17 protein-coding genes and 1 pseudogene are annotated in these 24,768 nt (G+C 59.9%); 11 read left to right on the top strand and 7 right to left on the bottom strand.

Annotated elements, in window-relative coordinates:
• The first annotated feature begins 179 nt into the window (after window positions 1–179).
• On the top strand, window positions 180–1,058 hold the full coding sequence (locus GSQ80_RS00765) for a hypothetical protein (protein WP_158785599.1): 879 nt from the start codon (window positions 180–182) through the stop codon (window positions 1,056–1,058).
• Window positions 1,059–1,114: 56 nt separating this feature from the next.
• Window positions 1,115–2,179 carry a family 43 glycosylhydrolase gene (locus tag GSQ80_RS00760; RefSeq protein ID WP_254059374.1) on the top strand — a complete coding sequence of 355 codons (1,065 nt, stop codon included), beginning with the start codon at window positions 1,115–1,117 and terminating at the stop codon, window positions 2,177–2,179.
• 155 nt (window positions 2,180–2,334) lie between these two features.
• Here the strand turns inward: GSQ80_RS00760 and GSQ80_RS00755 are convergent, their stop codons facing one another.
• From GSQ80_RS00755 to GSQ80_RS00725, 7 genes are all read right to left on the bottom strand, one after another.
• Window positions 2,335–4,971, bottom strand: a complete 2,637-nt coding sequence (locus tag GSQ80_RS00755) for a DUF3536 domain-containing protein (protein ID WP_158785598.1) — start codon at window positions 4,969–4,971, stop codon at window positions 2,335–2,337.
• A 34-nt stretch (window positions 4,972–5,005) separates the two neighbouring features.
• A complete protein-coding gene (locus GSQ80_RS00750; protein ID WP_158785597.1) occupies window positions 5,006–6,736 on the bottom strand; it encodes a glycosyltransferase family 39 protein in 1,731 nt (576 codons plus the stop codon).
• A 97-nt stretch (window positions 6,737–6,833) separates the two neighbouring features.
• Window positions 6,834–8,549 (bottom strand): glycosyltransferase family 39 protein, encoded by a 1,716-nt coding sequence (locus tag GSQ80_RS00745; protein WP_158785596.1) that lies wholly within the window; start codon window positions 8,547–8,549, stop codon window positions 6,834–6,836.
• 94 nt (window positions 8,550–8,643) lie between these two features.
• Window positions 8,644–10,389, bottom strand: coding sequence for a glycosyltransferase family 39 protein (locus GSQ80_RS00740; RefSeq protein WP_158785595.1), 1,746 nt, complete (start codon window positions 10,387–10,389; stop codon window positions 8,644–8,646).
• A gap of 81 nt (window positions 10,390–10,470) precedes the next feature.
• Complete coding sequence (locus GSQ80_RS00735; RefSeq protein ID WP_158785594.1) at window positions 10,471–12,204, bottom strand: glycosyltransferase family 39 protein; 1,734 nt, start codon at window positions 12,202–12,204, stop codon at window positions 10,471–10,473.
• Between the two features lie 64 nt (window positions 12,205–12,268).
• Window positions 12,269–13,612, bottom strand: coding sequence for a glycosyltransferase family 87 protein (locus GSQ80_RS00730; protein WP_158785593.1), 1,344 nt, complete (start codon window positions 13,610–13,612; stop codon window positions 12,269–12,271).
• Window positions 13,613–13,683: 71 nt separating this feature from the next.
• Complete coding sequence (locus GSQ80_RS00725) at window positions 13,684–14,400, bottom strand: DNA-3-methyladenine glycosylase (RefSeq protein ID WP_158785592.1); 717 nt, start codon at window positions 14,398–14,400, stop codon at window positions 13,684–13,686.
• A 53-nt stretch (window positions 14,401–14,453) separates the two neighbouring features.
• Between GSQ80_RS00725 and GSQ80_RS00720 the strand changes: the two genes are divergently transcribed.
• The 9 genes and pseudogenes from GSQ80_RS00720 (at window position 14,454) to GSQ80_RS00680 (ending at window position 24,765) form a co-directional block, all read left to right on the top strand.
• On the top strand, window positions 14,454–14,696 hold the full coding sequence (locus tag GSQ80_RS00720) for a hypothetical protein (protein ID WP_158785591.1): 243 nt from the start codon (window positions 14,454–14,456) through the stop codon (window positions 14,694–14,696).
• A 70-nt stretch (window positions 14,697–14,766) separates the two neighbouring features.
• The gene (locus tag GSQ80_RS00715; RefSeq protein WP_158785590.1) at window positions 14,767–15,633 is read left to right on the top strand and encodes a cytochrome c3 family protein; all 867 of its coding nucleotides are present in this window, start codon (window positions 14,767–14,769) and stop codon (window positions 15,631–15,633) included.
• Complete coding sequence (locus GSQ80_RS00710; RefSeq protein ID WP_158785589.1) at window positions 15,630–18,929, top strand: TAT-variant-translocated molybdopterin oxidoreductase; 3,300 nt, start codon at window positions 15,630–15,632, stop codon at window positions 18,927–18,929. The genes GSQ80_RS00715 and GSQ80_RS00710 overlap by 4 nt, the downstream gene beginning before the upstream one ends.
• Window positions 18,929–20,368, top strand: a complete 1,440-nt coding sequence (gene nrfD, locus GSQ80_RS00705) for an NrfD/PsrC family molybdoenzyme membrane anchor subunit (protein ID WP_158785588.1) — start codon at window positions 18,929–18,931, stop codon at window positions 20,366–20,368. The genes GSQ80_RS00710 and nrfD overlap by 1 nt, the downstream gene beginning before the upstream one ends.
• Window positions 20,368–20,884, top strand: a pseudogene (locus GSQ80_RS00700) (DUF3341 domain-containing protein). The gene nrfD and the pseudogene GSQ80_RS00700 overlap by 1 nt, the downstream one beginning before the upstream one ends.
• An 11-nt stretch (window positions 20,885–20,895) precedes the next feature.
• Window positions 20,896–21,732, top strand: coding sequence for a cytochrome c (locus GSQ80_RS00695; protein WP_254059373.1), 837 nt, complete (start codon window positions 20,896–20,898; stop codon window positions 21,730–21,732).
• A 59-nt stretch (window positions 21,733–21,791) separates the two neighbouring features.
• Complete coding sequence (locus tag GSQ80_RS00690) at window positions 21,792–23,132, top strand: hypothetical protein (RefSeq protein WP_158785587.1); 1,341 nt, start codon at window positions 21,792–21,794, stop codon at window positions 23,130–23,132.
• A complete protein-coding gene (locus GSQ80_RS00685; RefSeq protein WP_158785586.1) occupies window positions 23,122–23,799 on the top strand; it encodes a hypothetical protein in 678 nt (225 codons plus the stop codon). Before GSQ80_RS00690 ends, GSQ80_RS00685 begins: the two co-directional genes overlap by 11 nt.
• 54 nt (window positions 23,800–23,853) lie before the next feature.
• Complete coding sequence (locus GSQ80_RS00680) at window positions 23,854–24,765, top strand: SCO family protein (RefSeq protein WP_158785585.1); 912 nt, start codon at window positions 23,854–23,856, stop codon at window positions 24,763–24,765.
• Window positions 24,766–24,768: the final 3 nt, after the last annotated feature.

Raw genomic sequence — 24,768 nt, 5'->3', positions numbered from 1 at the left:
TGCGCGGGCGGCGAGGTCCTACGCGGACCGCGGGGGGCTTCGCAGGGCTGGAGTGCTGCATGGTGCAACGTATGGGGTGAAGAGTGCCATCTACCTTGAGGCGCGTACGCGGTGGGAGGCATCTCTGGCAGGCGATCTTGAGGTGCATCGAGGCTGCGTCGCCTGTAGATGGAGATGACATGAACCGTTTGTCCGCACCATGCTTATGTCCTGCTGAGCAACCCTCACTTTTTGTTGCGCGGAAGTTGCGCTCCTTCGCGCAATGTCTGACTGCGTGGTCATTGATTATTTTGCTGCTGTTTGGGTGGATGCCGAGAGCGCAGGCCGATGAGATGCCAGTGCGGTATGTGCAGGGGAGTTTCCACGGATTTCTGGAGCTCCGTTCCGAGGGCGGGAGCGTGGTGGCTTCGGGAGATAGCCTGCAGTTTGTGCGCGGCGGCAGGATTACGGCGGAGACAATTTTTCACTTTAAGGACGGTTCCGTCGACGATGAGACGACTGTGTACACGCAGCGTCGGACGTTTCATTTAATCAGCGATCATCATGTGCAGAAGGGGCCATCGTTTCCTCATCCGATGGATGTGTTGATCGATACAGCGAGCGGCAACGTGACGGTGCGGTCGACGGATAAGGATGGGAAGGAAGAGGTAAAGACCGATCACATGACTCTGCCAGAGGACCTGGCGAACGGACTGATTCCGGTAGTGGTGCAGAACATGCAGGCGGCGCAGCAGGGGACGACGGTGGAGATGGTGGTGATGGCACCTAAGCCGCGCGTGGTAAAGCTGGTGATCACAAATCTCGGCGAAGAGAATTGTTCGATCGTCGATGTAGCGACGAAGGCGACGCATTACGAGATCAAGATTGTGCTGGGGGGAGCCATTGGGTTGATTGCGCCGCTGGTGGGGAAAGCGCCGCCGAATATTCAGGTTTGGGTGATTCGCGGAAAGGCGCCGACGTTCGCTCGAGAGGTGGGGCCGCTGTATGCCGAGGGGCCGATGATGACGATTCAGTTGGCAAGTCCGGTGTGGCCGGCGCCCGGGAAGGCTGGAAATTAGAGGGCTGCGGGCCGGGCGCAGATGTCCTTAGAATGGCTTTCAGGAGATTTGGCCCGATGAAGATGGGATGGATGGTGTTGGCGCTGGTGGTTGGTGGTGTGTCGTTGGGTGTGGCACAAACGAGTGCTCAAGAGACTGCGGCGGCTGCGGCTTCAGCCAAGGCGGACACGTTTACGAATCCGGTGCTGGAGCGCGGGCCCGATCCTTGGGTGGTGTATTGGAAGGGGTTCTACTACTACTCGAATTCAGAGGGGCGGAACCTGACGCTGCGGAAGACGGCGGACATTACGGATTTGCGCCATGCGGAGGTGAAGGCGGTGTGGACGCCGGAGCCGGGGCATGCGTGGTCGAAAGAGGTGTGGGCGCCAGAGCTGCATCGGTGGGGAAAGAAGTGGTTTATTTATTTTGCCGCGGACGCGGGAGAGAACTCGGGGCACAGGATCTTCGTGGTGGAGAACGACAACGACGATCCGATGCAGGGGACGTGGACGCTGCTGGGGAAGGTTGGCGACGCAACAGATCGGTGGGCGATTGATGCAACGACGTTTGAGCTACGGGGGCAGCATTATTTGGTGTGGTCGGGATGGAAAGGCGCGACGGACGGCGAGCAGGATTTGTTTATTGCGCATATGAAGGATCCGCAGACGATTGATTCGCCACGCACGCTGATTTCGGAGCCAACGTATGAGTGGGAGAAGCATGGCGACCTGCCGGGGCGGCATGTGAATGTGAATGAGGGGCCGGAGTTTTTGGCGCATGGGAAGAAGATGTTTATTGTGTACTCGGCGTCGGGGTGCTGGACGGACTTTTACTCGCTGGGTGCGCTGGAGGCGGATAGCCATGCGGATGCGTTGGATGCGAAGAGCTGGACGAAGATTGATCATCCGCTGCTGAGCACGGATGCGGCGGCGCATGCGTACTCGCCGGGGCATAATGGGTTCTTCATGTCGCCAAATGGGAAGCAGGACTGGATTATCTATCACGCGAATCCAGAGGCGGGACAGGGGTGCGGAGGGATGCGGTCGCCGCGGATTCAGAAGTTCACGTGGGGGAAGGATGGGGTTCCGGATTTTGGGAAGCCGGTGGGGCTGGGTGAGGTTTTGCAGAAGCCGGCGCAGTAGATGAGTGTAAAGAAGAAGCAGATTCCCAGAGGGAATGACAGAAAGAAAAGCGAGGGCAAAGGCAAAGACCAATACAGGGGTCTCTCCACTGCGCATCACAAAGACAACGGCGCGATGCTTCGGTCGAGATGACGATGTTGCGGGCTAGGGCGCGGCTAGAGGGTGCGGACGCTTAGGTCGACGACGAGGTCGTCAACGGAGATTTTGAGGGCAAGGCCTACTTTGCGGAAGCCGTCACGCCACTCGCGTGACCAATAGGTGGCGTCGGAGCGGCGGAGGAGGTCGTTCCAGATGTTCTGCGCTTGCCAGAGGTTGACCTCCATGGGGAGGGTACGGAGGGACTCGGCGATGGCGAGGGTTTCGTAGAGGACGGCAAGGTTCTGCGGCGCCTGCTGTTCTGCGGCGGCTTCAAGGCGAACCATCGCACGCTTCATACGCTTGTCAGCGGTGTAGCTGAGGAGGTCGTTGTCGAGAGTGACATGATCGACTTCGGCGCGGCGCAACAGGCGAGCGATCTCGGCGGAGTCGAAAGTTTCGGCTTCGAGGGCACGGCGGAGGCTGGCATTGATGGCGAAGCCGGCGGTGAGAGCAAGGGCCGGGGGTGCGGCGACGTTGGCGTCGGCGAGGAAGTCGAGCAGGGTCGCGTGCTCGTTGTAGATGCGGATGAGCGAGCCTTCGACCTCGGAAAGAGTCTGGTTGAGGATGCTCTGCAGGATGCGGTGCTGCTCGTCGGCGAAGAGCGAGGTGAGGGAGTAGAGGGTGCTGTCGAAGTATCCGTCGATGAAGCGAATGAGCTCGGGAAGATTGGCGTGGCGGATGGAGTTTCGGGCGTTGGTGATGAAGGTTTCCCAGGCTGCGGCATCCTGCGGGGTGTAGCGTCTTACGGCGGCGGAGAGGTTCTGATCGCCGAGGTGTAGGACCGCGAAACAGATGTCCTCGCACTCTTCGGTGATGCGGGAGCAGAGGGTAGCGCGGCCGACGGCGAAGCGGCCGCGGCCGGAGGTGATGACGTCGTAGGAGTGGCGATTGACGTCGAAGCAGAAGATGTTGCCGGCATCGGGATAGCTGCGGAACATGGAGCTGATGGCGTAGTGGGCGCCGACGCTTTCGAGGTCGAGGCGGCCGGCGTTGACGAAGCGGCGGTAGACGTCGGCGCCGGTGCCGGCATCGGGATCGTTGCTCTCGGCGCGGGCGAGGATCTCGAGGAAGTCGGCTTCGAGAGTGGCGGCGGTCTCCCGCATCTCAGGATCGAGATACGGGGCTCCCGGACGGGCGGCGGTTCCGAAGAGGGCGGGATCAGTAAAAAGCTTGGCGGCCAGCTGGATGACGCGACCGGCGTAGGCGATGATCTGGACGGTTTCGATGCCGGAGATGTCGTCGAAGAACCAGCCGCAGGAGGTGTACATGAGCTGGGTGTGGCGCTCGAGCTCGAGGAGTTCGAAGACGGTGATGCGTTCTGCGGCGGTGAGGGTGCGGGTGGCGTGGGCTGCGAAGAAGCGGTCGAGATTGTCGGAGGAGCGATCGAGGATTACGTGGATGTAGGCGTCGCGAGCGGCCCAGAGATTTTTGAGGAAAGGCTTGGCGACAGCTTCGGCGAGGGGTGCGGTGCGATCGCGGAGGAAGTCGAGGGCTTCGCGAAGAGGGGTGCGCCAGCGTTGATTCCAGTCGGGCTTGCCACTGTTGCAGCCGCAGTCGGTGCGCCAACGCTCGACGCCGTGGACGCAGGACCAGGAGGTGTTGTCGACGACCTCGGCCTCCCAGGTAGGGGGGAATTTTTCGAGGAACTCGCCGTAGTTGGTGAGGCGCGCGAGGTTGTTGTCCTTGATGTAGTTGAGGGCGTAGCTGAGGGCCATCTCGCCGTGTTTGTGATGGTGTCCGTAGGATTCGCCGTCGGTGGCAACGTGGACTAGCTGGGGTTCGGTGGCTGGCTTGTCGGGATCGAAGTTGGAGAGGAGACGGCGGGCAAAGGTTTCGCCGTCGTTGAGGAGACCTTCGAAGGCGATGGCGCGGGAGGGCGGGCCGTCGTAGAAGAAGACGGCGATCGAGCGTCCGTTGTCGAGCTTGACGAGATAGGGTTGGGTGGGATCAACGGAGGCGTCGGGGGTTTCGATCCATTCGGAATCGGCAGGTTGATCCTTGAGGGCAAGATCTTGGGTTCGAGAATCCGGACCCGAGGCAACGGGATCTGCGGTGGAGAGCTTGCGGACGCGGGCGGCCTGGTGGGGAGCGAGGACGGTGAACCGGATGCGTTCCTGGGCGAGGAGATCCAAGACGGAGCGGGAGACAGCGGTTTCGGCAAGCCACATGCCTTCGGGCTTGCGGCCGAAGCGGTGTTCGAAGTCGGCAATGCCCCAACGGATTTGGGTGCGGGCGTCGCGCTCGGAAGCGAGCGGCATGATGATGTGGTTGTAGACCTGGGCGAGAGCGGAGCCGTGGTTGGAGTAGAGCGTCGCGCTGGCCTGGTCGGCCTCCTGGATCATGCGGTAGGTGCGGGGAGCGAAGTCTTCAAGCCAGCTGAGCAGGGTGGGTCCGAAGTTGAAGCTCATGCGCGCGTAGTTGTTGACGATGCGGATGATCTGGTGCTCGTCGTTGACGATACGGGAGGCGCCGTTGGGGGCATAGCACTCGGAGGTAATGCGCTCGTTCCAGTCGTGGTAGGGCGCGGCGGATTCCTGGAGCTCGACCGTTTCGAGCCAGGGGTTCTCGCGCGGCGGCTGGTAGAAGTGGCCGTGGACGCAGAGATAACGTTGGGGTGCAGCGGTCGTTGAGGCTGATTTTCGTGTTGCTGACATCGCCTACTAAGGATAGCAAGGGCGGGAGCGGGGGTCAGGGCTTGGCGGCTGGCACGTAGCGGACGACGTAGAGGGTGCCGGGAGTGCTGTAGGGCCAGCGAGAGTAGTGGACAGGGGCGAAGGGGGCGGGACCGTAGCAGGCGTCGGGATCGAAGGAGACGCCGTAGAGCGGGTGGATGTGGGGAGTCTTTTCGTACCAGATCATGGGACAGGTGCCTGCTGGTAAGGGAGGCTGGGGGACATAGGCGTTGGCGGGCAGCACAATTCTTGAATCGTTGAGGTAGGGCGCGTGTTGGAGCTCGACGACGAAGTTGTACTCCCATCCGTTGTTGACGGAGGTGTCAGGAACGCCGGCGGCGCGGAGCTCGGAGGCCAGGGCGACGCGGGCGCGATAGAACGAAAAGAAGTTATGCACGACGGCGATGCTGTAGATGGCGACGAGTGCGACCAGAACCATGCTGGCCACGGGCAGGCGATCGTGTACGCGCTCCTGGTAGTAGCGGACGAGAAAGATAAGAGCTACGACGAGCAGGCCAAGCAGATAGCGGTCATGGATGCCGGTGGTTGCTGCTCGGGGGACGAGTAGAAGCGTGTATGCGATCGAGAATGGCAGGAGGAGAAGGGCAAGCTGCTTCCATGTGAGGGACGAGGGGACATCCATGGAGGGATGTGCGAGCCGGGGGCGGAAGAATGAGGCGAAGAGGCCGAGCAGGCCGCCGAATGAGACGAGGGTCAGCAAGATTTGCATGCCGGTGTGGAGATAATGCGGCGGCTCTCCCTTGATGAGGAGGAATTGAAAGATCGCGTCAACGTTGACCCATTCACCTATCTCCTTGGGAATGGGTTCGAGTGGGAAGGTGCCGCGCAGATGGCTGGGGTGGATTGCAATAAAGATGTAGCCGAGGAGGCATACAGCGGTGATGGCGAGGGCGAGAAGGCGTGTCCTGCGGACTTCGGCGAGGAACAGGGCGACGATGGGAAGCAGAAGGAAAGCTGCGTCCAGGACGCTATAGATGAGCTCCCAGAGAATGTGCGGAAGGGGAAATACGTCGGGGAGCAGATGCTCTGGCTGGATGTAAGCCTGGTCGCGAAACCAATACACGCAGGCCAGGATGAAGAGAACTCCGGCGAGGGTGACGACGGTTCCGGAAAGTAGGACGCGACGGCGGGAGCGGAGCAGCCAGAGGGTGGAGGGGGCCATCACGAGGATGCCAAGCCATGCGATCTGGCGCGAGGTACCGACGAGAGCGTTGGTGACGACGGCGAAGCAGAGCCATAGGATGGCGGAGCGGTCAGACGTGGATTGCAGAGCTCGAAGGCAGCCGTAGAGGCAGACGACGATGGCGAAGAGGCCGAAGATATCGGTCATAAACGTGACCGAGAGGATGCAGTACAGAGGGGAGAGAACGAGAGCGAGGGTGCCGATGGTAGCGTTGCGCTCGGTGATGCCGGAACGGACGAGGGTGCGCTGTAGAAAGAAGGCTGTAAGCACGGCGATGAACAAGGTGCTCATGCGCACGGTGGTGAAGGAGAAGCCGAAGAGTTTGATGAAGGCTGCGCCGAGATAAAGTTGCAGGCCGAGCATGGCCGCCGGCCAGCCGTTGTAGACGAGGTGACCGGTGGAGGCGAGATTGCGCGTCATGAGGATATAGGGGCCGTCGTCGACGACACCCATTGTGGTGAAGGGACGGGCGATGAGTTCGCAGGCAAGGACGGCTAAAGCACAGAAGAGAGCCGGTATGCGGAATTTGCGACAGAGTTGCAATCAGCCTCCGGCAAGGGTGGTGTCGGGCGTGCATTCAGTACAAGGTGGCGTTCGCGTAACCGGCCTCATGGATTGAGGATAGCAACGAGCGTACGAATCAATGAGCGGACGGATCGGTGTAGCGGACCAGGTAGAGGGTGCCGGGGGCGAGGCCGGGCCATCGAGAGTAGTGGACGGGGGCGAAGGGAGCGGGACCGTAGCAGGCATTGGGGTCGAAGGAGGCGCCATAAAGGGGGCGGATGTGGGGAGTGTAGTCGTACCACCACATTTGACAGTCTGCGGAGAGTGACGGGGGAGGGGTCGGGGCATAGGTGCCCGATGGGACCACGATGGTTGGGAAGTTAATGTGGCTGGCGTGTCGGAGTTCGACGTCGAAGTTGTATTCCCAGCCGTTGTCGACGGAGGTGTCGGGGACGCCAGTGGATTGAATCTCGGCGGCGAGGGCTACGCGAGCGCGGTAGAGCGCGAAGGTGTTATGCGTGGCGACTGTGCCGTAAGCCGCCATGATGGCGATCAGTATGAAGGCTGCGAAGGGAAGTTGCGGCCGGATGCGGTCCTGATAGTAACGAACCATGCAGAGCAGAGCAACTACGAGGAGCGCGAGGGCATAGCGATCGAGCACACCAAATTCTTCCGAGGACCGGGGTACCAGAAGAAGGGTGTACGCGACAGTAAACGGTGCGAGGAGCACGTAAATCTGCTTCCAGGTTGTCCCGGGTGAGGAACCCACGGTGGGTTGCGTACGGCGAGTTCTGACCAAGGATGCTATCAATCCCGCCAAGCCGCCAAACGATGCGATGGTCAACAATACCTGCACGCCGGGGTTGAGGAAGATAGGAGGTGTGCCATGTGTGAGTGGCGAGAAGAGCCCATAAACCGTGACCCAGTTCCCCTGGGTTGGCTCAAGCAGGAAGACATCATGGGGATGATGCGGGTGGACACCTACGAGAAGGTATCCGAGGAGTAGCGCGATGAGGACGCGCGGACGACTGTTGCGAATTTCTGGAATGAACAAGACCATTACGGGGAGCAGAAGGAAAGGAACATCCAGAAAGGTATGGAGCAGTTCTAAGAAACTGCGTGAGACTGAGAACGCGCTGGGGAACAACTGTTCTGGAATCGAGTAGGGCTGGTGCTTGAGCCATCGCATGCAGGCGAGGATGAAGAGAACTCCAGCGAGGTTGGCAGCTGCCCCGGTGAGGAAGACGCGACGGCGGGAGCGGAGGAGCCAGAGGGCGCAGGGAACCATGACGAGAATGCCGAGCCAAGCGATCTGGCGAGAGGTGCCGACCAGAGCGTTGGTGGCGACCGCGAAGCAGAGCCAGAGAATCGCGGAGCGGTCGGAGGAAGATTGGAGAGCCCGAAGACAGGTGTAGAGGCAGAGGACAATGGCGAAGAGGCCAAAGATGTCGCTCATGTAGGTGACGGAGAGCATGAGGTAAAGGGGTGAGAGGACGAGGGTGAGTGTGCCGATGGTGGCGTTGCCCTCTGAGATGCCGGCGCGGACGAGAGTGCGCTGTAAAACAAAGGCCATGACGATGGCGACCAACAGGGTGCTGCAGCGGACGGTAGTGAAGGAGAAGCCGAAGAGCTTGATGAGCGCTGCGCCAAGATAGAGCTGCCAGGACAGCATTGGGGCTCCCCAGCCGTTGTAGACGACATGGCCGGTCTTGGCGAGATTTTGCGCCATGAGGATGTAGGGGCCGTCGTCGCAGATGCCCATATCCGCAAAGGGACGGGCGATGAGCTCACAAAGGAGAACGGCGAGCGCGCAGGAGAGAGCTGGGATGCGGTACTTACGAACGATCTGCATTGTTACCTGAGTCGTTAGGCAGCGGTGTTTGGCGTTGCGGGAGGGTTGCGAAACTACCTCAGGATAGCAAAAGGCAGGCTGAGCGCGGCGGAAGTTAAGGTTTGTTGGGTGGGGTATAGCGGATCACGTAGAGCGCTTCGGGGCTGGATGCTAGCCAGCGGGTGTAGTGGACGGGAACGAAGGGTGCGGGTCCGTAGCAGGCATTGGGGTCGAACGAGACGCCGTAGATTGGATTGATGTGGGGGGTCTTATCGTGCCAGAACATCGTACAAGTGCCGGCGGGAAGAGGAGGTGTGGGGACATAGGCAGTGGAGGGGAACACGATGGTTTGGTCATTGATGTGGTCAGCGGACTTGAGTTCAACAATGAAATTCTGCTCGAAGCCGTTGTCTATCGACGTGTCAGGGATTCCGTTGGCATGGAGCTCGGCGGCGAGGGCGACGCGAGCGCGATACAGCGAAAAATGATTGTGCGTGATGGCTACGCCGACGACGGCCATCGTCGCAACCAGGGCGATGCCCAGAAGCGGAATGCGCGGTTGAATCTGCTCCTGGTAATAGCGGACCAGACAGATCAGGGCGACCAAGCCTAGTTCCAACGTGTAGCGATCGTAGATCCAGCCCGTCGCTGTGCGTGGAATCAGAAGAGCTGTGTACGCGAGGGCGAAGGGCACAAGCAGTATGCCGAGTTGTTTCCACGAAGCTTCCTGGGCGGATTGCACGGAGGGCATGGTGCGATCACGGTGCAGCCTATAAAAATGCAGCAGGGAAATCAGAACGGCCAGCAAGCCACCTAAAGAGATGATGGTGATCAAGGCCTGCGCAGGTACGTTGAGAAAGAGGGGTGGATTTCCGTGGAGCTGATGACCTTCGTGGATTCCATGCACGCCGATCCAATTACCTCCACCACCCATGGTTGGTTCCAGCGGAAAATTTCCACGCAAATGGCTCGGGTAGATACCAAGAAATAGATAGCCAAGGAGGACAAGCGCGACGAGAGCGATGACCGCAGGGCGGTTCTTGCGAAGGCTGGGGAGGAAGAGGGCGACGATGGGAAGCAGAAGGAAAGGAATGGCGAGAAAGAAGTCCGTCAGCGTCAGAAGGCTGCTGCCGAGCGAGAAATGGGCTGGGAGGGGTTGTGGTGGAAGGATGTAGGGCTGTCGCTTGAGCCATTGCATGCAGGCAAAGATGAAGAGAGCCCCGGCTAGAGTGGCGGTGGATCCTGCGATCACGACGCGGCGCTGGGAACGAAGCACCCAGAGAGTGGATGGGACCATGACGAGAACGCCGAGCCATGCGATCTGACGTGCGGTTCCAAGGACTGCGTTGGTCGCGACAGCGAAACAAAGCCAGAGGATGGCGGCGCGGGCTGTGGTCGCCTGAAGGGCGCGGAGGCAGCCATAAAGACAGATGAGCATGGCGAAGAGGCCAAAGATGTCGCTCATGTAGGTGACTGAAAGTAAGAGGTAGAGCGGAGAGAGCGCCAAGGCGAGAGTGGCGACGGTTGCATTTCGTTCAGTGATGCCGCAACGAACCAGGCTGCGCTGGAGAAGGAAGGCGGTTACCAGGGAGACTAAGAGCGTGCTCATACGCACGGCGGTGAAGGAGAAGCCGAAGAGCTTGATGAAAACAGCGCCGATGTAGAGTTGCCAGCCAATCATGGCTGCCGCCCACCCGTTGTAGATGATATGTCCGGTGGAGGCGAGGGTCTGTGCCATGAGGATGTAGGGGCCGTCGTCGGAGATACCCATGTTGGCGTAGGGACGGCTGACGAGTTCGCAGACCAGCACGCAGAGGGCGCAGAACAAAGCTGGGATGCGGAACCTGCGGACGAGTTGCAATGAGCCTCCTGGCAAGGTTGAAGGTTTGCGCGGATCAAGCGATGTGGGAGGGCTGCATCGCGCTTACAGGATAGCAACCGGTCATGGATGGGAAGGTGGTGTGTAGCGGACGACGTAGAGCGTGCCTGGCGTGCGCGTCAACCAACGGGAGTAGTGCATCGGTGCGAAGGATGCGGGACCATAGCAGGCGTTGGGATCGAAGGAGATGCCGTAGAGAGGATGGATGTGTGGCGTGTAGTCGTACCAGAAGGCGTGGCAGGCGCTGGGCGGCGGTGGTGGCGTTGGGATATACGCACCGGCGGGGAGCACAATCTCTTCTTCGTTGATGTGATTCGAGTGCTGAAGCTCGACGTCGAAATTGTGTTCCCAGCCGTTGTCGACTGAGGTATCGGGAATGCCGGCGGAATGGAGTTCGGCGGCGAGAGCTACACGGGCACGATAGAAGGCAAATGTGTTGTGGGTGAGGACGACGCCGAAAGCCGCCATGACCCCGACGAGCAGAACGCCAACGATGGGAACGCGCGGATTGATCTTGTCCTGGTAGTAACGGACAAGACAAAGCACGATGACGACCAGTGGACTCAACATGTAGCGGTCAAAGAGCAGGTTCGTGGCGCGAGGTATGAGAAGCACGGTGTAGGCAAGCGTGTATGGACCGAGAAGGATGGCGAGTTGCTTCCAGGACACACCGGGGTGAGAGTCAGTGGGGGAAGGCAGCTCCGAGGTACGCGAGTGGGTAAAGGATGCGAAAAGGCCGAGGAGGCCTCCGATGGAGACGATGGTGATCAGGATTTGCAGGCCGGTGTGAAGGAAGAGGGGAGGGGTGCCCTGCAAGTCTGTTCCCTCATGAATGCCGTGAATGCCGACCCACCCGCCGCGAGCGCCTGCAGTTGGCTCGAGCAGGAAGTCTGGATGCGTATAGCGCAAGTGAAAGGCGAGTAGGAGATAAACCAGTGAGATGGCGGTGATGATTGCGAGGACGCGTGGTCGGCTCTTGCGGATCTGGGGAAGAAAAAGCGCGAAGAGAGGGAGAAGAAGGAACGGGATGTCGAGGAGGGTGTGAACGAATTCGCCCAGGGTATGCGCGACGGGAAAGACGGTGGGAAGCAGGTGCTCTGGTATGGAATAAGGCTGGTGTTTGAGCCATTGCAGGCAAACGGCGATGAAGAGAACACCGCCGAGTGTGGTGATGGCTCCGGCGATGAACACTCGGCGGCGCGAGCGAAGCAGCCAGAGGGTGGACGGCAGCATAACGAGAATGCCGAGCCATGCGATCTGACGGGAGGTTCCGAAGATGGCGTTCGTGATCACGGCGAAGACGAGCCAGGCGATGGCACTACGATCAGTTGCGGATTGCAGTGCGCGCAGGCAGCCGTAGAGACAGATGACGATGGCGAAGAGGCCGGTGATGTCGGTAAGGAAGGTAGCGGAGAGGACGAGGTAGAGGGGCGAGAGTACGAGGGCGAGAGTGCCGAATGTGGCATTGCGCTCGGAGATGTTGGCGCGAACTAGTATTCGCTGCAGGACGAAGGCCATGACGATAGCAATGAGGATGGTGCTCATGCGGACGGCGGAGTAGGAGAAGCCGAAGAGCTTGACGAAGGCGGCGGCGAGGATGAGCTGCCAGACAAGCATCGGTGCGGCCCAGCCCGTGTAGAGGATGTGGCCGGTGGCGGCGAGGGTGTGGGCCATCACGACGTAGGGACCGTCGTCGGAGATGCCCATTTCGGCGAATGGATGGCTGATGAGCTCGCAGAGGAGTACGGCCAGGGCGCAGAAGATGGCGTGGATGCGGAATCTCCGGATAACGTGCAAAGAACCCCCTCTGTTATGTGCGTTCCCGTGATGCGTCCCGCGGAAGGCAGGTGTGCTGGTTTGGTCAGGCGCTTTCGTGGAGCTGCGGGTGGAGCGAGTGAACGATGGGGATGGAGTGCGGAGGATGCTCGGACAGGCGCATCTTGCGGAGCGTGTAGAAGATCAGCAGGCAGCCGGAGGCAGGGGCGAGGAGCGCTGTCGCGGACAGGAGGACTCCGTGTGTGAAACGGAGAAAGAGGGTGTCGAAGAAGAAGCTGAACTCGAGGGTGCAAAGGACCAGCAGCAGTAGCTCGAGCGTAGAAATGCCGCGGTCGAAGGCTTCCTTCCAAAGGAAGAAGGCTGCGAGAAAGACGATGCCGTAGGCGCTGCGCCAGGCGACAGGGGAACAGTAGAGCGAGAGGAGGGCGATGAGCGCGAGAATCTTCGCGCGGTCCATGATGGAGCGAAGGGGCCCAAGCCGGTAGATGCCGATAAGGGTGAGGAGCATGATGACACCGGCGATGAGCTTGGAACCGAAGATGACTGCGTGTGGAATGAACGCGTTTTCCGCGGTGAAGTCTTTGCCGGTAAGGCCGAGGTAGAGCTGCTGCAAGCCTGAGGGCAGGGAGACGTTGGAGGCCGAGATGAATCCGGCGGACATCGGGGGCATGACGTGCAGCGTGTAGTCGAGCAGGGACTGAGGGCCGTTGACCAGGCAGAGGATGACGCAGATGACGGCGAGCGAGAGGGCAAACCAGCGGACCCAGCGACTTTCGCGCCAGACGAGGAAGGGGAGAAGCACGAGCAGCGGCGTGAGCTTGATGGCGGTCGCGAGCGCGAAGGCAGCTGCAGACGTGCGCTTGAACCCCTTGACGTAGCAGGTGATGCCGGCGGTCCAAAGCAGGAGCAGGACGCTCGAGATCTGGCCCTGGCCAAAGGCCCATCCGTTGGCGCGGAAACATAGGATGCCGATGAAGAAACCGATGCAGGCTACGTGAAAGACAGAGTCGTAGAGCATCCATGTGAGCAGCATGGCGGCGCCAAGGATGGCCAGAATATTGAAGGCGAGCCATGCGTCGCTGGCTTGTTGCAGCGAGAGGAAGGTAAAGGGGACGAGCAGGTCGGCGAGGGTGGGCGGATAGACGTAGAGGCGTACTTGAGGGATGCCGATACTCGCGGCTGTCTGCTGGAATGTGCTGCCCGGGGTGGCGAAACGCATCTGGGGGTTCTGGCCGGTGTCGGCGTCACTGTAGATTTGGACGCCCTTGTGCTCGCGAACCAGCTCGGCAGCCGTGAGGTACACTCTGAAGTCCACCTGGTCGGGCGGGCCCAGGCCCTTGATCAGCTCACTGCCGGCCAGCAGGAGCAGGATGAGAAGGGTTAGGGACGCGGCGATGCGGACAAGGCTCTTTGAGGCGACTCGCTGCATAGGTTGACCCCATTATCGCCTATGAAACTAAACAGTTGAGGCTTGAAGGTGCGGGGGTACGGTGGGGGATGTTATTCCGGTTGCTGCGGCTTGCCTGCGGCGAGGTCGCAGGCCCGCCAGAGGTACCAGCTGGCGACGGAGCGCCAGGGAATCCATTTCTTTGCGCGGCGCTCCATGACGTCGGGCTTCGGTAAGAGGTCTGGGGTGACCTTGGCGGAGGGCTTGAGGCCCTGGAAGGTGAGGGCGAAGCCTTTTCGGACGCCGTAGTCGGTGGTGGGAAAGACGTCGGGGCGGCCGAGGCGGAAGATGAGCATCATCTCGACGGTCCACTTGCCGATGCCCCTGACCTGGGTGAGGTGGTCGATGATGGCCTGGTCGGACATGCGGCGAATGCGGGCCAGGGTGGGGACGGTGCCGTCGAGGGTTTTGGCGGCGAGGTCGCGGAGGGCGAGGGTCTTGTTGGCGGAAAGGCCGGCAGCGCGGAGTTCCTGGGTGGGGGCGTCAAGGATCTGCTGGGGAGTGGGGTGGATGGGCGAGAGTGTGGGCATTGGCTGGAAGCCGGCGATCAGGCGGGCGTGGATGGCGGCGGCGGCTTTGCCGTGAAGCTGCTGATAGATGATGGATTCGGTGAGGGCTTCGAAGGGGGACTGGTTGGCGGCGAGGCGAAACGTTGGGGGGCCGGCGCGGTCAATGAGCCGGGCGAGTTTGGGGTCGGCGGCGGAGAGGGCGGCGGCAGCCTCGACGGGATCATAGGGGAGCTTGCGGGTGGGACCGGTGCGGCGGGGCATGTGGAGAATGATAGGCGAGAGCGCGGGTGGGTGGGACGAAACGAGGGAGTGTGATGAAACTTCTGCGCGAGGGAGGACGTTATGAAGTAGGTGCGGGGGGTGTGCGTGGGGTAAGAAAGGATAAGAAAAACTTGGATGGGGCGCAATGTTTGATCGATAAGCGACCAAATTTGCTCAGTTCTGATCGACGTGAAGTGATAGAGGTCACATCTTTTATTTGCGGCTGCTATACTCAAATTTTGAAAAAACTAGTGGCCGCAGGCAGTACAAATCTCGGCCGATATGAGTCGCAGTAGCCCACCCGCAAAGACGAAGTCATCAACCTCAACAGTGGTTTTCTGACGCAGAGGAAGCAGGAACGGATTCATGGCGCAAGTATTTGACCGCAGCTCAAATGCCCTGGCTCGCGCAAGCCTGGTGCTGTCGGGCTTGATTGTCATCGCACTCGGGGTGACGCTGAACAGCTTGCAGCGGTCGCCGTGGGTGACCAGGCAAGGACAGCGTCCGGACCAGCCGGTACCTTTCAGCCACAAGCACCATGTCGAAGGGCTGGGGCTGCAGTGTCAGTATTGTCATGTGTCGGTGGAGAAGAGCTCGTACGCGGGCATCCCGCCGACGAAGACTTGTATGAATTGCCATTCGCAGATCTGGACGAATGCGCAGTTGTTGGAGCCGGTGCGGCAGAGCTGGGCGACAGGGGCGTCGTTGCAGTGGATCAAGGTGCATGACCTGCCGGACTTTGTGTATTTCAATCATGAGATTCATGTGAACAAGGGCATTGGCTGCGCGAGTTGTCATGGACGCGTGGACGAGATGCCGCTGATGTATGAGCAGAATTCGCTGCAGATGGAGTGGTGTTTGAACTGCCATCGCAATCCTTCGGTGAATTTGCGGCCGACCTCCGAGATCTACAACATGGCGTGGGCCGCGCCTTCGACGGACAAGCCGGTGTGGTGCGCACCGAACGGAACGTCGGGGCCGACGGCACAGCAGCTGGGATGCGTGAACAGCGATCCGGCGTCAAACAATCCGCACCTGGCGCAAATGACGAATCCGGTTGGGATTCCCACCGGGCCCGGCGGCGTACAGACGGTCGCGAACGCTCCAGTTATTCCCATGCCGATCAATTACGTGAAGTTCACCAGCCAGGAAGAGCTGGGACATTATTTGATGAAGCAGTACCACATTCGCACGGCCAACGAGCTGTCCAGCTGTGAGGTGTGCCACCGATGAACGAGACACGAATGGAAATCGAGCAGGCGATGGCAGGAGAGAAACAGGCGCAGGTGGTGACGGCGATTGCGCCGGCGAAGATGACTTTGGCCGAGGTGCGGGCGAAGCTCGACGGCAAGAGCGGTAAGCGCTATTGGAAGAGCCTGGATGAGTTGGCCGATACGCCGGCGTTTCAGGAGTTGATGCAGGAGGAGTTTCCTCGGCAGGCTTCGGCCGGTGAGTGGGTCGATTCTGTTTCGCGGCGTGGATTCCTGAAGGTGATGGGCGCGAGTTTTGCGTTGGCGGGGTTGGCGGGTTGCACCAAGCAGCCGGATGAGCAGATCTTTCCGTACGTGAAGCAGCCGGAAGATTTGGTGCTGGGCAAGCCGATGTTCTTTGCTACGGCGCATCCGTTTCCGACAGGCGCGATCCCGGTGCTGGTGAAGTCGGATGCGTTCAGGCCGATCAAGCTTGAGGGCAATCCGGAACACCCGATTGTGAAGGGTAAGTCGGACGGATTTACGCAGGCGTCGTTGCTGGATTTGTATGATCCCGACCGTTCGCAGTTCCCGCGCTTCCGCGGCGAGCAGGCGGGCTTCAATGAATTCCAGGAGCAGTTTGCGAAGGCGGTTGCTGGGACGAAGACGGGTGAGGGCGTGGTGTTCCTGTCCGAGACCGTCACGTCGCCAACGCTGGCCGGGCAGTGGAAAGCGGTGCAGGCGAAGTATCCGCAGGCGAAGCTGGTGCAGTATGAGCCGGTGAACCAGGATGCGGGACGCGCTGCGTCGAAGGCTGCGTTTGGTGATTATTACGACACGCAATACAAGCTCGAGGATGCGGATGTAATTCTCGCGCTCGACGCGGATTTCCTTGGTGGGATTGGGTTCCCGGGATTCCTGCCGATGTCGGCTGCGTGGGCGGAGCGGCACCGGTTCGATAAAGATAAGCCGATGAACCGGCTGTACGTCGTAGAGACTGCGCCGACGGTGACGGGCTTCAAGGCGGAGCACCGGTTGGCGCTGAAGCCTAGCGAGATTGACCAATTTGCGAATGCGCTGACGGGTGGAAACTCGACGCTGAGCAATCCTGAGGCACAGAAGTTTCTGGCTGCTGTCACAGCGGACATCAAGAAATCGGGTGGACGGTTTGCGGTCATCGTTGGGCCGGGAAGCTCGCAGGCGGCGCACGCGGCCGCGCTGACGGTGAATGGATCGCAGGGAGCGGTTGGCAAGACGGTCTTCTACACGGAGACAGTGGTGCCGATGCCGAGCGAGCATGTATCGGACCTGAAGGCGCTGGTTGCGGACATGAACGCGGGCAAGGTGCAGTGGCTGGTGATGCTGGGCGTCAACCCGCTGTACAACGCTCCGGTAGACCTGGCGTTTGAGGTTGCGTTCAATAAGGTGCCGAACTCGGTGCACCTGGGTTCGCATGTCGATGAGACGGGCTTCTACTCGACGTGGCACATCAACAAGGCGCATTACCTGGAGAGCTGGTCGGACGCGCGTGCGTATGACGGGACGATCTCGATTGTGCAGCCGATGATTGAGCCGCTGTATGCGGGCAAGAGCGCGCATGACGTGTTGCAGACGCTGCTGGATCCTTCGGTGAGCGCATACGACGTGGTGCTGGCGAATGCGAAGACGTATCTGACGGGCGGAGGTGCGGCGGCAACAAGTGCTGCTGCTCCGGCGGCGGGTGCGGCGAAGGGCGCGACGAGCGTGTCTCCGGATCAAGCGTCGAAGGCTGCGCTGGGTCTGGCTGCCGCCAACACTCCATTCGAACTGGCGTGGCGCAAGGCGCTGCATGATGGCTGGGTTGCGAACACGGCGTTTACGCCGAAGACGCTGGGCGCGCCGAAGGGCGGAACGACAACTCCAGCGACGGCGGGCACCGGGATCGAAATCAGCTTCAAGCCAGATTCTTCGGTGTATGACGGCCGCTATGCGAATAATGGCTGGCTGCAGGAGCTGCCTCGTCAGGTGACGAGCATGAGCTGGGATAACGCCGCGCTCATGAACATGGACCTGATGGGCAAGCTGGGCATTGAGGAGAATGAGGCGATTGAGCTGACGCTCAACGGCCGCAAGATTATTACGCCGGTGCTGATGTCGCCTGGACATCCGAACGATGTGGTGACGGTGCAGCTGGGATCGGGCCGGCGTGCGGAAGCCGGACGTGTGGCCGCTGGTGTCGGGTTCAATGCGTATTCACTGCGGACGACCGATGGGCCACTCTCTGCCAGTGGTTTGACGATCGCGCGCGGTCACGGAACGTACGATCTGTGCGTCACGAAGGTGCATAACATCGAACATCGCGGGGCGTATGCGCAGCGCGATCTCGAGCATCCGTTGTCGGACAAGGATGGCACGTACTCGCTGGCGGGACACGAGGCGATGGAGCGATCGATCATCCGCTACGCGACCTACGAAGAGGCGATGAAGAATCCTGACTTCGCTCACACGGGCACGAAGGATTCGAATGGCACGCTGGTGAACAAGGTTGGATATAACCCGCAAGGCGAAGCAGTTCCTCACGAGGAGAGTTTCTGGCCGGACAACTGGCGTTATGACCATATCGAAGAGGTCAGCGCGGGCAAGGTGCTGCAGAACAAGTGGGGGATGTCGATTGATCTGAACTCCTGCGTGGGCTGCAACGCGTGCGTGGTGAGCTGCTATGCGGAGAACAACATTGCGGTCGTCGGTCGCGAGCAGGTGAAGATTGGCCGCATCATGCAATGGATGCGCATCGATACGTATTTTGAAGGCGATCTGCATGCGCCGTCGGCACACTTTCAGCCGATGCTCTGCCAGCACTGCGAGAGCGCGGGCTGCGAACAGGTTTGCCCGGTGGGCGCGACGGTACACACGCCTGAAGGCATCAACACGATGGTTTATAACCGTTGCGTTGGGACGAGGTATTGCTCGAATAATTGCCCGTACAAGGTGCGCCGGTTTAACTTCCTGCTGTACTCCGATTACGACACGGAGAGCTTGAAGTTCATGCGCAATCCGGATGTGTCGGTGCGGTCGCGCGGTGTGATGGAGAAGTGCAGCTACTGCATCCAGCGCATCGAGGCGGTGAAGATTGAGGCCGATAAGAACAATCGCGCGATTGAGGATGGAGAGATTTTGACGGCGTGCCAGCAGGCGTGCCCGACCGATGCAATCGTCTTCGGCAACTTGAATGATCCGAAGTCGCGCGTGGTGCAACGCAAGGCCGAAGAGCGCGACTACCAGGTGCTTGCAGATCTGAACTACCGCCCGCGAACAACGTATACCGCTGGCGTCATCAACCCGAATGCGGAGCTTGCCTAATGGCTACCAAGGGACCCGTACCCGAAATCGTTGACCCGATGACTGACCCGCGTACCGGCGAGTACGCGGTCATCGCGCCGGGACACACGTTCAAGAGTGTGACGCAGAAGATTGCCGGCATCGTCTTGACGTCGAACACACCGGTCGCGTGGATGGGCGGCTTGTTCCTGGCTGCGACGGTCGCGTTGGGTGTTGTGATTGCGGTGACGTGGCTGGTGCTGAAGGGCGTCGGGATCTGGGGCATTACGATCCCGGGAGCATGGGGATTTGCGATCATCAACTTCGTCTGGTGGATTGGTATCGGCCACGCAGGCACGCTGATCTCGGCGATTTTGCTGCTGTTCAAGCAGACCTGGCGCAACTCGATTAATAGATTTGCGGAAGCGATGACGATCTTTGCCGTGGTCTGCGCAGGCATGTTCCCGCTGCTGCACATCGGGCGTCCATGGCTGGGCTACTGGCTGCTGCCGTATCCGAACTCGATGAACGTGTGGCCGCAATTCCGCAGCCCGCTGGCCTGGGACGTGTTTGCGGTGTCGACGTACGCGACGATTTCGGTGGTGTTCTGGTACATCGGTATGGTTCCGGATTTGGGCACGCTGAGGGATCGCGCGAAGCTGCCGCTGGCGAAGTATGTGTACGGAATTCTGTCGCTCGGCTGGCGTGGATCGACGCGGCACTGGATTCGCTATGAGTCGGCATCGCTGCTGCTGGCGGGGTTGAGTACGCCGCTGGTGCTTTCTGTGCACACGACCATCAGCTTCGACTTTGCGGTCGCGGCCATGGCTGGTTGGCACACGACGATTTTCCCGCCTTACTTTGTGGCTGGTGCCGTGTATTCGGGCTTCGCCATGGTGCTGACGCTGGCGATTCCGATCCGCAAGTTCTATCACCTTGAGGATCTCGTAACGCTGCGGCATCTGGATAATATGGCGAAGGTCATGTTGGCGACGGGTTCGATTGTGGCTTATGGGTACGGCATGGAAGTGTTCATGAGCTGGTACTCGGCGAGCCACTGGGAGTTCTTCATGATGTGGAACCGTATGTTCGGGCCGATGGGCTGGGCGTACTGGATTCTCATCTTGACCAACATTGCGATTCCGCTGACGACGCTATGGAGCCGGAAGCTGCGCGTGAACGTTGGCTACCTCTTCTTCCTATCGTTCGTGGTGAATATTGGTATGTGGTTCGAGCGGTTCGTCATCGTTGTGACGAGCTTGTATCGCGACTACCTGCCGTCGAGCTGGGGCACGTATCGTGCGACCAAGTGGGATTACATGCTGTTCATTGGAACGTGGGGATTGTTTACCACGCTGTTCCTGCTGTTTGCCCGGCTGGCGCCGATGATTCCGATGTCGGAGATACGGATGATGCTGCCGCAGACGAAGGTACGTCCTGGTGGCGCTGATGCCGAAGTTGTTACACAGGAGGCGCTCTAATGCCGCCGCGCGAGGGAGTGTACGGCCTGCTGGCCGAGTTCAATACGCCGAGTGAGTTGGTGCATGCGACGGAGATGGCGCACCGTGCGGGCTATCGCCGCATGGAGTGCTACACGCCGTATCCGGTAGAGCAAGCTGCGGAGGCGCTGCGGTTCCACAAAACGCGCGTTCCATTGCTATGTCTGCTGGGCGGGCTGTGCGGATTGACGACGGGAGCGCTGCTCGAGATTTGGGTCAACGTGTGGGGCTATCCGCTGAACATTCGCGCGATGCCGTTGTTTTTTTTTTTTTTCGATTTTGTTTGCTGGCCTCTCGGCGGCGTTTGGCATGATTGCGCTGAATGGATTGCCGCAGCTGTATCATCCGCTGTTCAATGCGCCAAACTTTGCGAGTGGAGCAACGACGGATAAGTTCTTTTTGTGTCTGGAGTCGAATGACCCACGGTTTGAGCCGGTTGCGACGCGGGTATTTCTGGAGCAGTTTTCGCCGGTCTCCGTTGTGGAGGTCGACCACTAGTGAGATACGAGATGCGAGATATGAGATGCGGGCGGGTGGTGCGTGCAAGCGTTGCTGCGAGTGCGATGGCGGCGGCGCTGGTGCTGGCTGGCTGCCGGCAGGACATGCAGAATCAGCCGAAGTTTATTCCTCAACGCGGGACATCGTTTTTCGCGGATGGCCGGTCGGCGCGTCCCCAGGTGGAAAACACCGTGGCGCGAAATCAGATGGATGAGGACACGTACCTCTACACCGGTATCAGTGACGGCAAAGAAGGCGATGGCCTGCCGATTCCACTGAATGCAGCAACGCTGCAGCGCGGCCAGGAGCGGTACAACATCTATTGCACGCCGTGCCACTCGCGGGTGGGCAATGGCGAGGGAATGATTGTGCAGCGCGGCTATCGTCCGGCGGGCAACTTCCATACGGACCGTCTGCGCAACGCGCCGCTGGGCCATTTCTTTGCGGTGATGACGAACGGTTATGGAGCGATGCCTGATTATTCGGCACAGCTCACACCGGAAGATCGCTGGGCTGTGGCTGCGTATATTCGTGCGCTGCAGTTGAGCCAGGATGCTAAGCCGAGTGATGTCGCAGGGAGCGCGCACGTTGAGGATCTGCACGCGATCGCGCATGACCTTGGCATGCCGAACGGCTTTGCGGATCCATGGGGGCTGCCTTCGACCGCAATCTACGGCACGCCGAACAACCAGGATAACGGGATCCCTGGACAGCCGATGGGAACGCCTCCATCGGGCGCCGGCGCGCACTATGGACAGGGCGCGACACAAAATTCAGGCCAGCGGGACTCTGGCGGTGAACCCACCGCCCCGGTTTCGAACGGCACGCCTTACGGCAAGCCGTACTAAGGCAGAACTTGGTTTCAGGAATTGGGATTTGTAATTACAGGATTGAAGGCGACTGACGCATGGAAATGGCAAACGAACATCACGGAGCGGATTTGACGCTGGGACACGCACACCACGGTCCGCGCACGCTGCCTGCTGTCCTGGCAGCACCCGACGTCGTCTTGACGTGGCGCACGCGCGCGGCGATTGTGGCGGTCGCCTTCGGCTTGATCTCGCTGGTCTTTTTATTTGTTCCAGGCGGCCGCGAGCACCTGCTGCGCGCGTACCTGATGGGCTTTATGACGTGCTTCAACTTTGTTGGCGGAGCGCTGGCATTTCTGATGGTGCAGTATGTGTCGGGCGGTAAGTGGGGGCAGATCCTTCGGCGCCCGCTGGAAGCGATGACGCGCACTATCTGGGTGATTATCGTCATGCTTCTACCGGTACTGCTGCTGATGAAGCACCTGTATCAGTGGGCGAAGTACCCGAATGCATCGGCAACGTTGTGGGCGTATAAGAACGGCTTCATGACGCAGGAACAGCAGTTGACGGCCAACTCCAAGCAGGCGATGCTCAACCCAACTGGCGCCGTGGTGCAGGCGGTGATCGTGCTCGGCTTTATGGCGTTGGTGATCACAATTTTGAACCACTGGTCTGTGCAGCGAGACCAGGATCCCACGGCAGGCACGCTGGCGAGCTTCGACAAGTGGCGGACGCGGTTTGAGAATCTTTCGGGACCGTCGATTTTGCTGTACGTCATTCTCATGACCGACTTCGTAATCTTGTTCGTGAAATCGCTGGACGTGACGTGGTACTCGTCGGTGTATGGGCTGCAGTTTCTGGTGGCGCAGGGATATGGGGTGTTGGCGCTCGGCATTCTGACGCTGGTGCTGCTCTCGCGCTATGAGCCGATGAAGACGATGTTACGGATCACCGAGCAGCACGATCTGGGCAAGCTGGCATTCGCTTTTACGATGCTGAACATCTACCTTACGTTCGCGGAGTTTCTGATTATCTGGTCCGGCAATGTGCCCGACGAGATTCCCTGGTATCTGCACCGTATCCATGGCGGATGGTGGGTGATTTGCTCGCTGGATGTGATCTGCCACTGGATCATTCCGTTCTGCCTGCTGCTGTCGCGCGACATCAAGCGCTCGAAGCACAAGATGATCTGGCTATGCAGCTTCATGCTGGTGGCTCGGTTGATCGATATGTTCTGGCTGATCGAGCCGAACTTCAAGGACGCTGCGAGCAACCTGCACATTGCAGGCAACGTTGGAATTTTGGCGTACGTGACCGTGCCGATCTCCGTGGTTGCGGTCTGGATGTGGTTCTATCTGACCGAGCTGAAGAAGCGGCCGCTGATCAACGTGAACGATCCGCACACAGAAGAGCTTTTGGAGCCTGAACATGCACACTGAGGGACACGACATGGGGCAGCCAGAGGGAGTGCAGGCGCACTCTTCGCCCAAGCACGATAGCGAACACCCGGGCTACGAGACGGAGGATGTCAGCATTGGCGGCATCATTACGTTCCTTGCGGGCTTGTCGGGCTTCGTCATTATCTTCTTCTTTTTCTGCTTCGCAATGGGCAAGGCGATCAACTACGCGCTGGTGAAGCACGATGGCGAGCCGGACAAGTGGCACTCGCAGCCGGTGACACTGGGAGCAACGCCACGCGGCGAGAAGCGCGAAGACCTAACCTCGAATGCCGTTATGGAGCAGCGTCAACTATCGCAGATGACCCAGGTATTTCCGACGCCGCGGCTTGAGACCGACGACGGCAACCAGGATCTTGCCGACCTCCACGCGCGCGAAGATCTGCTGCTGAACTACAACAGCAGCTCGCAGGATCTGCCTGCGGGTGCGATTCGCATTCCAATCGATCGCGCGATGCAGTTGATCCTTCAGCGCGGGCTGCCGCAGGCGACGAAGCAAGAGCAGGCAACGGCATTGATGGCTGGCGAGCATACGCCCATGGTGACGGCTCCGCTGACTGATGGCTTCGCGCGGACGGGTTATGAGCTTCAGACTATCGAAGCTCGCGAAGAGAAGAACGAATACAACCATGCTGAGGGCAAGCAGTAGGACTGGATTTCAGGAGAGCAGGAAAGCGTGATCGCAGGATGCACAACTCGCAGCATGAAAACCCTGATGGGGTTGACCCTCGCGCTTGGTTTAATGGCCATGCCGCTGCAGGGACATGCGCAGGTCTCCGCTACTGGCGAGAAGACCGAGGGCGAGAATCTGAATGACCAGCTTCCGACGGTGTTGAGCAAGGTACAGGTCACGCAGCACTTGAATTCGCAACTGCCGCTCGATGCGCCGTTCGTCGACGACGAGGGTAAGCCGGTGACGCTGGCGAAGTACTTCGACGGCAAGCATCCCGTGGTGCTGACGACGGTTTATTACAACTGCCCGATGTTGTGTTCGGAGGAGATGGACGGGCTCACCAGCGCGCTCGAGATGGTGCACCTTGTGCCGGGGAAAGACTTTCAGATTGTCATCATCAGCATCGATCCGACGGAGACGCCGAAGCTGGCTGCGGAGAAGAAGGCCTTCTACTTGCGCCGCTATGGTCATCCGGAGACTGCTGCCGGCTGGCACTATCTGACCGGTCAGGAACCGGCAATTAATGCCGTAACAAAGACCGTGGGCTTTGGGTATGTGCGGGTACCGGGACCGGACGGCCGGCTGACACAGTATGCGCACGCGAGTTCGATTGAGATCGCGACGCCGCAGGGCAGGCTGGCGCAGTACTACCTGGGTGTGGAGTACTCGCCGAAGGACGTACTGCTGGGCCTCGTCGACGCTTCGGGAAACCGAATCGGATCGCGTGTTGCGAACATTCTGACGTACTGCTACCGCTACGATCCGCAGACCGACAAGCATTCCCTGATGGTTGTGCGTGTCGTACAGCTAGGCGGTATTGTTACGGTAGCGTCGCTGGGCGGCTTCATCTTTTTAATGTTTCGACGCGATATCCAGCTTGCGCGCGAACAAGACATACCTCAGCCGGGCAAAAAAAAGTCCGGTGAAATGGATAAAGGCTAAACG

This window comes from Granulicella sp. L46, from assembly GCF_009765785.1.
Lineage (GTDB): Bacteria > Acidobacteriota > Terriglobia > Terriglobales > Acidobacteriaceae > Granulicella.
This window is presented reverse-complemented; position numbering and strand designations above follow the sequence as displayed.

Excerpts from the sequence above, each read along its gene's own strand:
- GSQ80_RS00765 (WP_158785599.1), top strand. The coding sequence starts at position 180 with ATGAACCGTTTGTCCGCACCATGCTTATGTCCTGCTGAGCAACCCTCA.
- GSQ80_RS00760 (WP_254059374.1), top strand. The coding sequence starts at position 1,115 with ATGAAGATGGGATGGATGGTGTTGGCGCTGGTGGTTGGTGGTGTGTCG.
- GSQ80_RS00755 (WP_158785598.1), bottom strand. The coding sequence starts at position 4,971 with ATGTCAGCAACACGAAAATCAGCCTCAACGACCGCTGCACCCCAACGT.
- GSQ80_RS00745 (WP_158785596.1), bottom strand. The coding sequence starts at position 8,549 with ATGCAGATCGTTCGTAAGTACCGCATCCCAGCTCTCTCCTGCGCGCTC.
- GSQ80_RS00730 (WP_158785593.1), bottom strand. The coding sequence starts at position 13,612 with ATGCAGCGAGTCGCCTCAAAGAGCCTTGTCCGCATCGCCGCGTCCCTA.
- GSQ80_RS00725 (WP_158785592.1), bottom strand. The coding sequence starts at position 14,400 with ATGCCCCGCCGCACCGGTCCCACCCGCAAGCTCCCCTATGATCCCGTC.
- GSQ80_RS00720 (WP_158785591.1), top strand. The coding sequence starts at position 14,454 with ATGAAACTTCTGCGCGAGGGAGGACGTTATGAAGTAGGTGCGGGGGGT.
- GSQ80_RS00715 (WP_158785590.1), top strand. The coding sequence starts at position 14,767 with ATGGCGCAAGTATTTGACCGCAGCTCAAATGCCCTGGCTCGCGCAAGC.
- GSQ80_RS00710 (WP_158785589.1), top strand. The coding sequence starts at position 15,630 with ATGAACGAGACACGAATGGAAATCGAGCAGGCGATGGCAGGAGAGAAA.
- nrfD (WP_158785588.1), top strand. The coding sequence starts at position 18,929 with ATGGCTACCAAGGGACCCGTACCCGAAATCGTTGACCCGATGACTGAC.
- GSQ80_RS00695 (WP_254059373.1), top strand. The coding sequence starts at position 20,896 with ATGCGAGATATGAGATGCGGGCGGGTGGTGCGTGCAAGCGTTGCTGCG.
- GSQ80_RS00690 (WP_158785587.1), top strand. The coding sequence starts at position 21,792 with ATGGAAATGGCAAACGAACATCACGGAGCGGATTTGACGCTGGGACAC.
- GSQ80_RS00685 (WP_158785586.1), top strand. The coding sequence starts at position 23,122 with ATGCACACTGAGGGACACGACATGGGGCAGCCAGAGGGAGTGCAGGCG.
- GSQ80_RS00680 (WP_158785585.1), top strand. The coding sequence starts at position 23,854 with ATGAAAACCCTGATGGGGTTGACCCTCGCGCTTGGTTTAATGGCCATG.